This window comes from Streptomyces sp. NPDC048479 (assembly GCF_040651435.1).
Lineage (GTDB): Bacteria > Actinomycetota > Actinomycetes > Streptomycetales > Streptomycetaceae > Streptomyces.
In genome coordinates this window covers 227,894-242,322 of the sequence record NZ_JBEZKA010000002.1, presented here as the reverse complement: position 1 = coordinate 242,322, position 14,429 = coordinate 227,894, and the positions used below count along the sequence as shown (strand labels likewise).

Below are 14,429 nucleotides of genomic sequence, written 5' to 3'. Positions count from 1 at the left end.
GGAGAGTCGGCAATGGTACCCACGGGAGCCTACGGAACCTGGCCTTCACCGATCGACGCGGCGCTTGCCGCCTCGCACGACGGGCGCCCGGAGTATCTCGGCATGGTCGGCGACGAGGTGTGGTGGACCGCGCCACGCCCCACCGAGGGCGGCAGGCGGGCCCTGATGCGCAGACGGGTCGACGGCGGCGAGGAGTCGGTGCTCCCGGCCCCGTGGAACGTACGCAGCAGGGTCATCGAGTACGGGGGCCGGCCCTGGGCCGGAGCCCTGCTCGCCGAAGGCGGCCCGCTCATCGTCTTTGTCCACTTCCCCGACCAGCGGCTGTACGTGTACGAGCCGGACACGCCCGAGGCCGAGCCCCGTCCGCTCACGCCGGTGTCGGCACTCGGCGGCGGGCTGCGCTGGGTCGACCCGCAGCTCCGGCTGGACCGCGGCGAAGTCTGGTGCGTACTCGAGGAGTTCACCGGCGCGGCGCCCACGGACGTACGCCGGGTGATCGCGGCCGTGCCGCTGGACGGCTCGGCCGTCGAGGACCGTGCCGCGGTGCGGGAGCTCTCCGACGACCGGCACCGCTTTGTCACCGGGCCGCGGCTCTCGCCGGACGGGCGCCACGCCGCCTGGATCGCCTGGGACCATCCGCAGATGCCCTGGGACGGCACGGTGGTGATGCTCGGCGAGGTGACGGAGAGCGGCCCGTTCGGCAGTGTGCGGCCCGTCGTCGGGGAGACGGACGAGTCGGTCGCCCAGGTCGACTGGGCCCCGGACGGCTCGCTGCTCTTCGTCTCCGACCTCGGCAACTGGTGGGAGCTGCAGCGCATCCGGCTCGAGGGGCTGGCGCCGGGGGTCGTACCGAGTACCGGTCTCTGTCCCGGCCGCGGGGAGGAGTTCGGCGGGCCGCTGTGGAAGATCGGCCTCAAGTGGTTCCACCCCCTGGAGAACGGGCTGATCGCCGTCATCCACGGCAAGGGCGCCACCGCGCTGGGGATTCTCGACCCGGAGACCGGCGAGCTTGTCGACGCCGCCGGACCCTGGACCGAGTGGTCGTCCACCCTCGCCGTGCACGGTGACCGGGCGATCGGGGTCGCGGCCAGCCCGCGCAGCGCGTACGAGGTCGTCGAGCTCGACACCCGTACCGGGCGGACCCGCGTCATAGGCTCGGCGCACGACGATCCGGTGGACCCGGTGTACTACCCGGAGCCGCAGATCCGTACCTTCGTCGGCCCCGACAACCGCGAGATCCACGCCCATATCTATCCGCCGCACAGCCCGGACCGGATCGCGCCCGACGACGAACTGCCGCCCTTCGTGGTGTGGGCGCACGGCGGCCCCACCGGTCATGCCCCGCTCGTCCTCGACCTCGAGATCGCCTACTTCACCTCGCGCGGCATCGGCGTCGCCGAGGTCAACTACGGCGGCTCCACCGGCTATGGCAGGGAGTACCGCAACCGGCTGCGCGAACAGTGGGGCGTCGTCGATGTCGAGGACTGCGCGGCTGTCGCCGAGACGCTGGCCGCCGAAGGCACGGCGGACCCGGCGCGGCTCGCCATCCGCGGCGGCAGCGCGGGCGGCTGGACCACTGCCGCCTCCCTCACCAGCACTGACGTCTACGCCTGCGGCACCATCATCTATCCGATCCTCGACCTGATGAGCTGGGCCACCGACGGGACCCATGACTTCGAGTCGCAGTACCTGGAATCGCTGATCGGCCCGCTCGCCGAAGTCCCCGGCCGCTACCGCGAGCGCTCGCCGCTGCACCACGTCGACCGGATCACCACGCCGTTCCTGCTGCTGCAGGGCCTGGACGATGTGATCTGCCCGCCCGTGCAGTGCGAGCGGTTCCTGGCACAGATGGCGGGCCGCGGCGTCCCGCACGCGTTCATCGCCTTCGAGGGCGAGGGTCATGGCTTCCGCAGGGCCGACACGATGGTCCGCGCGCTCGAGTCCGAACTCTCCCTCTACGCCCAGACCTTCGGCATCATCCGCCGCGACATTCCCCCGCTGGAGCTCAAGAAGTGACCCTGCCGCGTCCTGCCGGGGTACAACTCCCGGGCCCCCGATCCCTGACCCGGCCCGCGCGGCTGAGGCCGGGGGCCAAGGTCGCCGTCGTGGCGCCCAGCGGACCCGTCCCCGAAGAGCGGCTCGAAGCGGGCCTGGAGATCCTGCGGAGCTGGGACCTGTTTCCGGTCGTGATGCCGAATGTCCGCGGCCGGCACCCGGAGCTCTCGTATCTCGCCGGCTCGGACGAGGAACGGGCCCGGGACCTGACCGAGGCCTGGTGCGATCCGTCCGTCTCCGCGGTGATCTGCGCCCGCGGCGGATACGGCGCACAGCGCATGGTCGATCTCCTCGACTGGACGGCGATCCGCGCGGCCGGCCCCAAGATCCTCGTCGGCTACAGCGACACGACGGCCCTCCATGAGGCTTTCGCCGTGCGGACGGGGCTGGCCACGCTGCACGGTCCCATGGTCGGCGCGGTGGCTTTCCTCAAGGACGCCCGCACCCAGGAGTCGCTGCGTGCCACGCTCTTCGAGCCCGAGTCGGTCCGGACGCTCGGCCTGGAGACCGCCCGCACGATGGTCCCCGGCCGGGCCGGCGGTATCACGCTCGGCGGCTGTGTCAGTCTGCTCGCCGCCGATCTCGGTACACCGCAGGCCCGCACCTCGGCCCGCGGTGGTCTGCTGCTGATCGAGGACGTGGGGGAGGAGGACTACCGGCTCGACCGGGTCCTCACCCAACTTCTGCGCTCCGGCTGGCTGGAGGGCGTGGCGGGTGTCGCGCTCGGCTCGTGGGCTGAGTGCGGTCCGTACGAGCGGGTGCGTGCGGTGCTGCAGAACCGGCTCGGCGGCCTTGGCGTGCCGGTCGTGGAGGAGTTCGGCTTCGGGCACGGGGTGCCCGCACTGACGTTGCCGTTCGGGGTGCCGGCGGTGCTGGACGCGGACGCGTGCACGCTGACACTCGAGGTGCCCGCGCTGGTCTGACACCGTCGCGTGCTCCAACTCCCCTTCGACAGGGCGAGGTTGCGGACCTCAGGCGCAGGACGGTGAAGGACATCCGCACCCGGACCGGCGGCTGAATCAGCGGATCAGCCGCCGGGCGTCCTCCGGGTTACCGGCCGAGAGCCGCGTACCCCGGCCGGATCACCTCGTCGATCAGCCGACGGCGCTCCGGCAGCGGCAGGAACGCCGACTCGACCGCGGCGACCGTGAACTCCTCGAAGACCTCCGGGCCGTAGCCGAAGGCGTCCACCATGTGCTGGAACTCCTGGCTCATGGTGGTGCCGGAGACCAGGCGGTTGTCCGTGTTGAGAGTGACGCGGAAGCCGAGGCGGCGCAGCAGGTCGATGGGGTGCGTGGCGTAGTCCTTCGCCGCGCCCGTCTGGAGGTTCGAGGTCGGGCAGACCTCCAGGGCGATGCGGTTGTCGCGTACGTACGCAGCCAGATGACCCAGGTCCGCCGTGCCGTCGTCGTGGACCGTGATGTCGTCGGTGATGCGGACGCCGTGCCCGACCCGCTCGGCGCCGCAGATCTGCACCGCCTCGTGGATCGACTCGGCGCCGACGGCCTCGCCCGCGTGGATCGTGAAGTGGCAGTTGTGCCGCTTCAGATGCTGGAAGGCGGGCAGGTGGCGGGTCGGCGGGTTGCCGATCTCACCGCCCGCGATGTCGAAGCCCGCCACCCCGCGGTCGCGGTGCGCCACCGTCAACTCGGCTATCTCCAGGGAGCGTTCGGTGTGCCGCATGCCGGTGAGCAGAGCGCGGACCGTGATCCGGCCGCCGCTGCGACGCTCGCCCTCGCGGAAGCCCGCGTTGACCGCGTCGACGACCTCGTCGAGGGTCAGACCGCGCTCCAGATGCTGCTCGGGGGCGTACCGCACCTCGGCGTAGACGACTCCGTCCGTCGCCAGGTCCTCCGCGCACTCGGCCGCGATCCGCTGCAGCGCCTCGCGAGTCTGCATCACCGCGCAGGTGTGGGCGAAGGTCTCCAGATACCGCTCGAGCGAGCCGGAGTCCGCGGCGTCGCGGAACCAGATCGCGAGCGCGGCCGGGTCCTCGGTGGGCAGTTCGCGGTAGCCGCACTCCCGGGCCAGCTCGATGATCGTGGCGGGGCGCAGACCGCCGTCCAGGTGGTCGTGGAGAACGGCCTTGGGTGCGCGGAGGATGTCAGACAAGTGCATGGCCCGGGAGTGTACGGCACGTCCGGGAATGGCGCCGTGACGGCCGTCTCGCGGCTCGACCGCAGTCGGTCCCAGCGCTCAGTTCGACTGGAGTACGGGCATGGCGGGCGCCCCGGTCGGCAGCATGTGCTTGGCCGCCAGGATCGGCATGTCCTCGACTCGTACCACCTGTGTGACCAGCACGGCAGGGGTGTCGGCCGCCCGGCCCAGCTGCTCTCCGCGGCGCTGTCCGAGCAGCGTCGCCGTCACCCCGCTGTGTGCGGTGAGCGCCACACCGCGCGAGGCCGCGGACAGCACCGCGAGCATCGAGGTGGCCGGTGCGGGTGCGGCCCGCAGTGCCGCGGCGAAGGCCGGATGCACGTCGTCCAGCACCTGCTCCGCCGCCGCCCACTCCTGGCTGAGCGCCGCCGCGGTACCTTCCCCGACCAGCAGTGACTCCCAGAACCGCAGCTCCGCCCCGGCCGGTGCGAGCAGATGCTGGGTGGTGAAGTCGGTGGGCTCCTCCACGGCGCGCAGCAGCGGTCGGACGCGGAGCGGGGAGCCGGTGGACAGCAGCTCCTCCAGCGGCTGGATGTGCTCGTAGCCGCGGCGCGGTGGACGGTCGTTGACGGTGCGGCCGACCCCGCGGCGCACCGAGAGCAGCCCGTCCTCCTGGAGCAGCAGCAGTGCCTCGCGCAGCGCGGGCCGGCTGACCCCCAGTTCGGCGGCGAGCCGGGGCTCGGACGGCAGCGTGGAGCCCGGCGGATAGGTGCCTTCGTGGATGGCGTCCGCGATCCGCTCGTACAGGACGACGACCGGCCTTCGCTGCTGCCCGCTGACTACCACTGATCCTCCTCGGCTCACTTGTCAGCAAGTTATGTGAGCCCGCCCGGCGGAGCAATGGCCGCTGGATCTCAGGTGAGCTGCGATTTCGGTTCACGCCTAATTCACAGCGGGAGGGTCTTGACGTTCTACGCACGTAGATTCCAGTCTGTCTGAGCGCAACTTGTCTGACAAGGTTGTTTGCGCTGTTCCTATCGAGGCATGACCATCCAAGGCAAAGGGGCCGACATGTCACCCACGCTCGGCCGGACACGTTCCGGAGCCGCATCCGATCCGGCGGGCCGCGGGCCCATGCTGCTGGCCATGGTGCTGGCCGTGCTCGGCTACCAGATCAACGCGACCATGCTCAGCCCCGCGCTGCCCGATGTCATCGAGCGTCTCGGCACCACCACCGCGGCCGCCGGCCTCTCCCAGACCCTCTTCTTCCTGATGGCGGCCATCGGCCAGGTCACGATCGCCCGCCTCAGCGATCAGCGCGGCCGGAAGCCCATGATGGTGGTCTGCGCGTTCGTCCTGATCGCCGGCAATCTGCTCTGCGTCTTTGCCCCGAACATCGAGATCTTCATCGCGGGCCGCATCCTCCAGGGCATCTCCGCCGCGATGTTCACGCTTGCCTTCCTCACCCTGAACCAGCTGCTGACCCCGGCCGGCTTCGGCAAGGCCGCAGGCATCATCACCGCCGTCAACGGCGGCCTCGCGGGAGTCGACGCCATCGCCGGCGGCCAGATCGCCGACACCATCGGCTTCCGCGGCATCTTCGTCTGCTCCACGCTGATCGCGGTCGCGGGCCTGATCGGCGTACGGAAGTACGTCCCCGATGTCCCGCCCACCACCGCCGACGCCCGCTTCGACGCGCGCGGCATCGCCGCCCTCTCCCTCGGGCTCACCGGCGTCCTCGTCGGCCTCGCCCAGGGCGCGAGCTGGGGCTGGGCCTCGCCGCTCACTCTCGGGTTCCTGTTCGGCGGCCTCGTGGCCCTGGTCCTCTTCGTCGTCTCGCAGAAGAGCGCCGCCAACCCGGTCATCGACATCGAGGTGCTCGCCTCCCGCCGCGCCTGGCCGCTGCTGATCACCACGGTCTGCACGCTCGGCGGCGCCTTTGGCGCGGTCGCACTGACCATTCCGCTCTTCTCGCAGGACGCCCGTGTCGGCCTCGGTCTGTCCGCCGTCACCGCCGCCGTCCTCTTCCTCACGCCCATCCAGCTGATCGGTGTGATTTCCGCGCCGCTGACCGGCCGGCTCGGCCCGAAGATCGGCTGGCGCAGGGTCGTGGTCAGCGGCGCCGCCGCCACCTTCGCGATCTTCGTCTTCGCCACGTTCTTCCTGGACAACCAGTGGATACTGGTGACCTCGCTGGCCGCGCTCGGTGTGACGTACGGCGGCTTCATGCTCACCGGCCTCAACGGTCTCGCCGTCACGACGGCGCCCAAGGACAAGCCCGGCTCGCTCTCCGGTCTCAACGGAGCGTGCTTCGGCATCGGAGCCTCGCTCGGCATCGCCATCGCCTCCGCGATGATCACCGCGGGCAGCGATGCGCACGGGCCCACCCAGGCCGGATACCAGCACGCGATGTATGCGGCCCTCGCGCTGCTCGGGATCGGTGTCGTCTCCTCGCTGCTGATCCAGCGTCCCGACCCGGAGACGGTCGCGGCGGAGGAGGAGCCGCAGCTGGTCCTCGCCCACCACTGACGGACGGACACGGCTCACCCGTACGGCGCGCTCCACCGCCCTCATGGGACCAGGATCCGTTCGTCCTGGTCCCATGAGCCACAGCGAAGCACCGAGCAGCAGGAAGTTCGGCGGCCAGGGCCCGGCTCACGCGCGCCAGGTGAGAGCAGCCGGTTAGTCTGGCGCGATGCCGGAGACCTCCACCGCCGCCCCCTACCTCTCCGCGGGTCCGCGGGTCGGCATACGCCACTACGCGTACGAGGACAGCGAGGAGTTCACGCAGCTGGCGAGCCTGAGCACCGAGCATCACAGGCCCTGGCTCTTTCCGCCTGCCTCGGCGGAGATGTACGCCGTGTACGCGCGGAAACTCATCGAGGACCCGACGAAGGCCGGCTTCCTGGTCTGCGCGCGTGACTCCGGCCGGATCGCGGGCTTCATCAACGTCAACAACATCGTCGAAGGCGCGTTCCGCAGCGGGGCGATCGGCTACGGCGCCTTCGCGCACGCCGTTGGCAGAGGTCTGATGGGCGAAGGCCTCGGCCTGGTCCTGCGGTACGCCTTCGGCCCGATGGGCCTGCACCGGCTGGAGGCCAACATCCAGCCGGGCAACGAGGCTTCGATCGGACTCGTACGCGGCGCGGGCTTCCGGCTCGAGGGTTTCTCGCCCGACTTCCTCTACATCGACGGGGCCTGGCGCGACCACGAGCGCTGGGCCATCACAGCGGAGATGCTCAAGCGCTGACGCGCCACTGCCCCGGCCTTCAGCGGCCCTTGCGGTTGATCTTCATGGTGTCCATGTCGGTCACCGTCGAGCGCAGTTCGCCGAAGCCGCAGCCGAAGGCCTTCAGCGCCGTCTCCGCCCGGTCCTCGGCGATCGCTGCGGCCATCTCCTCGCCGTCCGCCGCGTCCGAGACGACGACACAGCGGACCGAGAAGTGCTTGAGCGCACGGTCGTAGGTGAGCGAGCCCTCCTCGGTGAACCGCATCTGCGTGAGGCCGTGGTTGTCCACGTCGGCGAGCAAACTGCCGCGCGACTCGTCCGTCAGCCCGTCCCAGGTCCCGCGCACGATCACCCGGTACGTGTGCTGCGTGCTCATCTCTTCCGCTGCCTTCCGCTCGTCGAACACTCCGTGGAAACGCATTGAAGATGCAGGGTACGGCGGTGAGGATGGACCGCATGCGGAATATCGTGGTCGTCGACGCTCCCTCCAACCTGGGTCTGCGGCCCCCGGCCCCGGGCACCGTTCCCGGCTGCCACAAGCTCGCCGGCGCCCTGCGTGAGCAGCGGATCGTGCAGCGGCTCGGGGCGTTCGAAGGCGGGGTGGTCGTACCGCCGCGCTATGACCGCGGCGACTGGAAGGAGGGCGACGGAGTCTTCAACGCCGCCGCCATCGCCTCGTACACCCGGCGTCTCGCCGACCGGATCGAGCATCATGTGCGGGCCGGTGACTTCCCGTTGGTCCTCGGCGGCGACTGCTCGATCCAGCTCGGCGCCTCGCTCGCGCTGCGCCGTCTCGGCAGATACGGGCTGGCCTCGGTCGACGCGTCCGCCGACTTCAGGCACCCCGGCAACTCCCAACGGGTCGGGGCCGCCGCCGGGGAGGAGCTGGCGCTCGCGACCGGGCGTGGACAGGAGGACCTGACGAATCTGGAGGGGCTCAGGCCCTATCTGCGCGACGAGGATGTGCGGCTGTTCGGGATCCGGGACGCCTTCGACGAAGACCGGGCCGAGCTCGCCGAGTTGAAGATCCCGACGGTGACCGTGGGGGGACTGCGCGAATGGGGCCCGGCGGAGCTCGCGGGGGCCGTGGTGCAGACCCTCGAAGTGCCGGTGCTCGACGGATTCTGGGTGCATCTGGACGCGGACGTACTGGATCCAAGTGTGATGCCCGCCGTCGACAGCCCCGATCCGGAAGGTCTGCTGCCGCCCGAACTTGCCTTGCTGCTGAAGGCGTTGGTGCGCTCTCCGCGCTGCGTGGGGCTGAACGTGACTGTCTACGACCCCGACCTCGACCCGGAGGGCACGGCGGGCGAGATGTTCGCCGACCTGATCGTGGGCGCCTTTGCCGAAGACTGACCCACGGAGCCCCTGGTCAGTGCAGAGCCCACCGTGTTCCATGGTCGTCGGGAGTGCCGGCCGTCAGGAGCTGTCGGCAGCCCGCGCGAGCGAAGCGAGGTTGCCTTGGCCACCACTGTGCGGCGTACCGTACTGACCCTGCCCGCAGCCCCGGTCGGGGCGCCGAACCCGCTGCCCGCCCTGCGGCCGCTGGACGAGATGCACTCTCTCGACGAGCGCGCCAGACAGGAGCTGCCGCGCGAGATGGCACGGCAGATCGGATACGAGCCGCTGCGTACCCTGCTGCCGGTGCGGGTGCTCGACGGGTACGGCCGTGAGCGCACGCAGACGGACCTCGACGCGATCGTGATCGAGAACGAACGGTTGCGGGCCACTGTGCTGCCGGGCCTCGGTGGCCGTATCCACTCGCTGCACCACAAGCCGACCGGGCGTGAACTCCTTTACCGCAACCCGGTGTTCCAGCCCGCGGATTTCGCGCTCAACGGCGCCTGGTTCTCCGGCGGCATCGAGTGGAACATCGGCGCCACCGGCCACACCACGCTCTCCTGCGCCCCGCTGCACGCCGCACTCGTCCCGGCCCCCGACGGCGGTGAGATGGTCCGGCTCTGGGAGTGGGAGCGGCTGCGGGATCTGCCGTTCCAGGTCGATCTGTGGCTGCCTGCCGACTCCGAGTTCCTGCATGTCGGCGTGCGGATCCGGAATCCGCACGAACGGCCCGCGCCCGTCTACTGGTGGTCCAACATTGCCGTCGACGAGCACGAGGCGACGCGCGTGCTCGCACCCGCCGAGGAAGCCTGGCACTTCGGATACGAGCGCAGCCTGCGCCGGGTTCCGGTGCCGGAATTCGAGGGCGAGGACCGTACGTATCCGCTGCGCAGCGAGTATCCCGCCGACTACTTCTACGAGGTGCCGGCGGAGGCACGTAAGTGGATCGCATCGCTCGACGCTGAGGGGAAGGGGCTCGTACAGACCTCGACCGATGCGCTGCGCGGCCGCAAGCTCTTCCTCTGGGGCTCGGGGCGCGGCGGACGCCGCTGGCAGCAGTGGCTGACCGAGCCGGGCACGACCGGTTACGCCGAGATCCAGGCCGGGCTCGCCCGCACCCAGCTGGAGCACGTACGCCTGGACGGGGGCGGAGAGTTCAGCTGGCTGGAGTCGTACGGACCGCTCGACACCGATGCGGAGACCGTGCACGGCGAGGACTGGGGCGCGGCGCGCGCCGAGGTGGAGGACCGGCTGTCCGAGGTACTGCCCCGGGCGGCCGTGGACGCCGCGTACCTGGCATGGCGGCCCTACGCGGACGCCCAGCCGACCGAGTCGCTCGCCACCGGCTCCGGCTGGGGGGCGCTCGAGGTGCTGCGGGAACGGCACAAGCTGCCCGGCACGCCCTTCGAGGAGTCGACACTCGGCGAAGAGCAGGCGCCCTGGCAGGAGTTGCTGAGGACCGGCGTCTTCCCCGAGCCCCGCAGGGTCACCCCGCCAGGACCCTCGCTCGTCGCACCGCACTGGCGCGACATGCTGGAGACCGCCCCGGCCGACCCGCTGACCGAGTACCACCTCGGCATTGCCCAGTGGCACGCGGGCGACCTCGCGCAGGCCGTCCGCAGTTGGGAACGCGGCCTCGGACTCGCGCCGTCCCGCTGGCCGTTGCTGCGCTGCCTGGCTGTCGCCGACTTGGAGGGCGGCAATGCCGTACGGGCAGCCGAGCGCTACGCCGAGGCCTTCGACGACCTCTGCGAGGAGCGCCGCGACGACGGCGAGTCCTGGACGGCGGCGACGGCGGCCCTCGGCCGGGAGGCGATCGCCGCACTGCTCGCGGTCCGCCGTACCGCCGAGGCCCGCGCGGTCTGGTCCCGGCTGCGTCCGGCGGTGCAGCAGCGCGGCCGCTTCCGCCTGATCGACGCCCAGCTGCTGATCGCCGAGGGCCGTACGGACGAGGCTCGCGCCGTCTTCGAGGGGGGTTTCGAGGTGGCGGACCTGCGCGAGGGCACGGAGATCCTGGAGGAGGTGTGGTCGGCGCTCACCGACGAGCCGCTGTCGGACGCGTACGACTACCGGATGCGTCCTCGGCGGCCGCGGCTGAGCTAGCCCGGGTGCGTCGGGTGCGTCGGGTGCGTCGGGTGCGTCGGGGGACGCCTGGGGTGTCGGGTGCGTCGGGCGAGCAGCGACTTCCGAGTCTCTGCCCGCCGGCGACGGGCGGGCGGTGCCAGGCCGGCCTGCCCGGCCCCGGCGACGCTGTGCGCCGATCCGACCGGCACGGGTTCGTCACACCGCTTGACAGTTCCCCCCTGCGCGGTCGACGATCGCAAGGTGAACCTGTCAGACAGCCAGACAGCTGGCGATGTGCCCAGGCGGATCAGCGCGCTCGAAGCGGTGCTGACGCACTTGCGCGGCGCCATCGAGCGGGGCGACTACGCGGTGGGGGAGAAGCTGCCCTCGGAGGCGGAACTCTGCCGGCGCCTGGAAGTGAGCAGGCCCGTACTGCGTGAGGCTCTGCGCGCTCTGCAGACGATGGGGCTCACGGTCTCGCGTACTGGTAAGGGCACCTTCGTCCTCGCCAACGGCCCGGTGGAGGACCCCACCTTCGGCGACTACTCGGCCAGCGACCTCCTCGAGGTCCGCCGGCACGTGGAAATCCCGGTGGCCGGGTACGCAGCCCTGCGACGTACCCCCGAAGACCTCGACCATCTCTCTCATCTGCTGGAGCGGATGGAGCGGGAGACCGACACCACCGCGTGGGTGGCGATGGACACGCTCTTCCACCTCGCGGTCGCCCAGGCGGCCCAGAACCCGGTTTTCCGCAGAGTCATCGAGGAGATCCGCGACGCGCTGGCCCGCCAGTCGGCATTCCTCAACGAGCTCGGCGGCCGGCGCGAGCAGTCGAACCGGGAGCACCGGGCGATCGTCGAGGCGCTGCTCGACAGTTCCGAGCACGACGCCGTGGAAGCCATGACGCACCATCTCGCGCGCGTCGAGTCGACGCTGACGACCATCGTGCGGCCGCCACACCTGAGCGGCGCGTACGAGCGTCTTGGGCCCAAGAACCTTGAGCCCAAGAACACCGAGCGCAAGAGCAACGAGAACACCGAAAGCTGAGCATGAGCCACACCACCCCGTTCCGCCGCACCCCGGCAGAGCCGCCCGCCGTCCGCACCCCGGCCCACGTCCCGCTCGCCCACGTAGTGCGCGGAGGCGTCGTCGAGGGCGTCCACCACGGCTCCGTCGTCGTGCTGGCCGCGGACGGGAGTGTGGAGTTCAGCGCGGGCGACATCGAGGCCGCCTTCTACCCGCGCTCGGCGCTCAAGCCGCTCCAGGCCGTCGGCCTGCTGCGCGCGGGACTGCCGCCGCTGGACGCCGAGGCGATGGCTCTCACCGCTGCCAGCCACTCCGGTGAGGAACGCCATCTGGCCACGGCCCTGCGCATCCTGCACACCGCCGGGCTGAGCGAGGACGACCTGCGCAATGTCCCCGATCTGCCGTACGGCACGGCGGTGCGCGAGGAGTGGATCAGCCGTGGCCTCGGGCCCACCCGGCTCGCCCAGAACTGCTCGGGCAAGCATGCCGCGATGCTGATGACGGCCCGGGCCCGTGGCTGGCGTCTGGAGAACTATCTCGATCCCGGACATCCGCTGCAGTGGGCGATCGCCGCGACCGTGGAGGAGCTCACCGGGCAGGGCATCGCCCGGGTGACGGTCGACGGATGCGGCGCGCCGCTGTTCTCCGTATCGCTGCACGGCCTCACCCGGGCCGTCGCCCGGCTGGCGAGTGCCGCGCCCGACACCCAGGAGGGCCAGGTCGCGCAGGCCATGCGCGAGCACCCGGAGATGGTCTCCGGCAGCGGGCGGGACGTCGCGCGCCTGATGCGCGCGGTGCCGGGCCTGATTGCCAAGGACGGGTTCGAGGGCGTGCAGATCGCGGCGCTCCCGGACGGGCGGGCCATCGGCGTGAAGATAGCCGACGGCGCCGACCGCGCCCGGATGCCTGTGACGGCGGCGGCCCTCGCGCTGTGCGGAGTCGACCCGCAGATCCTCGCCGGATTCGCCGAAACGCCGGTCATCGGGGGCGGCGTGGCGGTCGGGAGCCTGCGGGCGGCGGGCGCGCTGGCCGGCCTCTCCGCTCCGGCTGCCTCCTCCGTCGCCTAGGGCGGGACTTCCAAAACCCGCCCCAGGGCCCGCGGCACAGAACTCTCACCACCTCACGAAGGAACACCGTCACCATGACTGCCGGCCACCGCCGCGAACACGACCTGCTCGGCGATCGCGACATCCCCGCCGACGCGTACTGGGGAGTCCACACCCTGCGCGCCACGGAGAACTTCCCCATCACCGGTACGGCGATAGCGGCGTACCCACATCTGATCAACGCGCTCGCCGCCGTCAAGGAAGCCGCGGCCCGCGCCAACGAGGACCTCGGGCTGCTCACCTCGGAGAAGGCCGACGCCATCGCCGCCGCCTGTCAGGAGATCCGGGACGACGGCCGGCTGCACGATCAGTTCGTCGTCGACGTGATCCAGGGCGGCGCAGGTACGTCGACCAATATGAACGCCAACGAGGTGATCGCCAACCGGGCGTTGGAGATCCTGGGCCATGGCAAGGGCGACTACGGCCGCCTGCATCCGAACGAGGACGTCAACCTCAGCCAGTCGACGAACGACGTCTACCCGACCGCCGTCAAGGTCGCCACGATCATCGCCGTGCATGAACTGCTCGATGCGATGGCGATCCTGCGCGAGGCCTTCGCCGCCAAGTCCGAGGAGTTCCGCGACATCCTCAAGATGGGGCGCACCCAGCTCCAGGACGCGGTACCGATGACCCTGGGCCAGGAGTTCTCCGCGTACGCGGTGATGCTGGAGGAGGACCAGAGTCGCCTGGCCGAGGCCGTCCTCCTCATCCATGAGATCAACCTCGGTGCGACCGCCATCGGCACCGGCCTCAACGCCCCCGCGGGCTACGCCGAAGCCGCCCGCCGACACCTCGCGGCCAACACCGGCCTGCCGTTGGTCACCGCCGCCAACCTCGTCGAGGCCACCCAGGACTGCGGCGCCTTCGTCCATCTGTCCGGCGTGCTCAAGCGCATCGCCGTCAAGCTCTCCAAGAGCTGCAACGATCTGCGTCTGCTCTCCTCCGGTCCGCGCGCGGGCCTCGGGGAGATCAACCTGCCGCCGGTCCAGGCGGGTTCCAGCATCATGCCCGGCAAGGTCAACCCGGTGATTCCCGAGGTCGTCAACCAGGTCGCCTTCGAAGTGATCGGCAACGACGTCACCATCACCATGGCCGCAGAGGCGGGGCAGCTGCAGCTCAACGCCTTCGAACCGATCATCCTGCATTCGCTGTCGGAGAGCATCACCCACCTGCGGGCGGCCTGCCTCACCCTCGCCGAACGCTGTGTATCCGGCATCACCGCCAATACCGAGACGCTGCGCGCGACCGTGGAGAACTCCATCGGGCTCGTCACCGCCCTCAACCCGCACATCGGCTACACCGCGGCCACCGTTATCGCCAAGGAGGCCCTCGCCACCGGGCGCGGCGTCGCCGAACTGGTGCTGGAGCGAGGGCTGCTCCCGGCCGACCGGCTCGCCGCTCTGCTGCGCCCGGAAGAGCTCGCGGGCACGGGCACTCCGGCAACCGGCAACGGATCGGCCGTCTCTCAGAGCTGAGGTGGCGGCCGGCCCTCTCGGAGCGAGGTTGCGCGC

The 14,429-nt window shown here is 70.8% G+C and carries 12 protein-coding genes; 9 read left to right on the top strand and 3 right to left on the bottom strand.

The window, feature by feature from the left end; all coding sequences use genetic code 11:
• The first annotated feature begins 12 nt into the window (after window positions 1–12).
• Entirely contained in the window at window positions 13–2,016 is a 2,004-nt protein-coding gene (locus tag AB0D12_RS03920; protein WP_362676781.1) for a prolyl oligopeptidase family serine peptidase, read from the top strand.
• A gap of 2 nt (window positions 2,017–2,018) precedes the next feature.
• Entirely contained in the window at window positions 2,019–2,978 is a 960-nt protein-coding gene (locus tag AB0D12_RS03915) for an LD-carboxypeptidase (RefSeq protein ID WP_362677260.1), read from the top strand.
• Between the two features lie 127 nt (window positions 2,979–3,105).
• Here AB0D12_RS03915 and AB0D12_RS03910 read toward each other — a convergent pair whose 3' ends face one another.
• Together AB0D12_RS03910 and AB0D12_RS03905 are read right to left on the bottom strand one after the other, a co-directional pair.
• A complete protein-coding gene (locus AB0D12_RS03910; RefSeq protein WP_362676779.1) occupies window positions 3,106–4,173 on the bottom strand; it encodes an adenosine deaminase in 1,068 nt (355 codons plus the stop codon).
• A gap of 78 nt (window positions 4,174–4,251) precedes the next feature.
• A complete protein-coding gene (locus AB0D12_RS03905) occupies window positions 4,252–4,998 on the bottom strand; it encodes a GntR family transcriptional regulator (RefSeq protein ID WP_362676777.1) in 747 nt (248 codons plus the stop codon).
• Between the two features lie 225 nt (window positions 4,999–5,223).
• On the opposite strand from AB0D12_RS03905, the gene AB0D12_RS03900 reads away from it, so the two are divergent.
• Together AB0D12_RS03900 and AB0D12_RS03895 are read left to right on the top strand one after the other, a co-directional pair.
• Entirely contained in the window at window positions 5,224–6,681 is a 1,458-nt protein-coding gene (locus tag AB0D12_RS03900) for an MFS transporter (protein WP_362676775.1), read from the top strand.
• Window positions 6,682–6,847: 166 nt separating this feature from the next.
• Window positions 6,848–7,402 (top strand): GNAT family protein, encoded by a 555-nt coding sequence (locus tag AB0D12_RS03895; RefSeq protein WP_362676773.1) that lies wholly within the window; start codon window positions 6,848–6,850, stop codon window positions 7,400–7,402.
• A 19-nt stretch (window positions 7,403–7,421) separates the two neighbouring features.
• On the opposite strand, the gene AB0D12_RS03890 is transcribed toward AB0D12_RS03895, so the two are convergent.
• Complete coding sequence (locus tag AB0D12_RS03890) at window positions 7,422–7,757, bottom strand: DUF6204 family protein (RefSeq protein WP_362677258.1); 336 nt, start codon at window positions 7,755–7,757, stop codon at window positions 7,422–7,424.
• Between the two features lie 80 nt (window positions 7,758–7,837).
• Between AB0D12_RS03890 and AB0D12_RS03885 the strand changes: the two genes are divergently transcribed.
• The 5 genes from AB0D12_RS03885 (at window position 7,838) to aspA (ending at window position 14,393) form a co-directional block, all read left to right on the top strand.
• Window positions 7,838–8,737 (top strand): arginase family protein, encoded by a 900-nt coding sequence (locus AB0D12_RS03885; protein WP_362676771.1) that lies wholly within the window; start codon window positions 7,838–7,840, stop codon window positions 8,735–8,737.
• Between the two features lie 105 nt (window positions 8,738–8,842).
• Window positions 8,843–10,825 carry a DUF5107 domain-containing protein gene (locus tag AB0D12_RS03880; RefSeq protein ID WP_362676769.1) on the top strand — a complete coding sequence of 661 codons (1,983 nt, stop codon included), beginning with the start codon at window positions 8,843–8,845 and terminating at the stop codon, window positions 10,823–10,825.
• A 222-nt stretch (window positions 10,826–11,047) separates the two neighbouring features.
• Complete coding sequence (locus AB0D12_RS03875; protein ID WP_362676767.1) at window positions 11,048–11,833, top strand: FadR/GntR family transcriptional regulator; 786 nt, start codon at window positions 11,048–11,050, stop codon at window positions 11,831–11,833.
• A gap of 2 nt (window positions 11,834–11,835) precedes the next feature.
• A complete protein-coding gene (locus AB0D12_RS03870; protein WP_362676765.1) occupies window positions 11,836–12,879 on the top strand; it encodes an asparaginase in 1,044 nt (347 codons plus the stop codon).
• A gap of 74 nt (window positions 12,880–12,953) precedes the next feature.
• Entirely contained in the window at window positions 12,954–14,393 is a 1,440-nt protein-coding gene (gene aspA / locus AB0D12_RS03865; RefSeq protein ID WP_362676763.1) for an aspartate ammonia-lyase, read from the top strand.
• Window positions 14,394–14,429 lie beyond the last annotated feature (36 nt).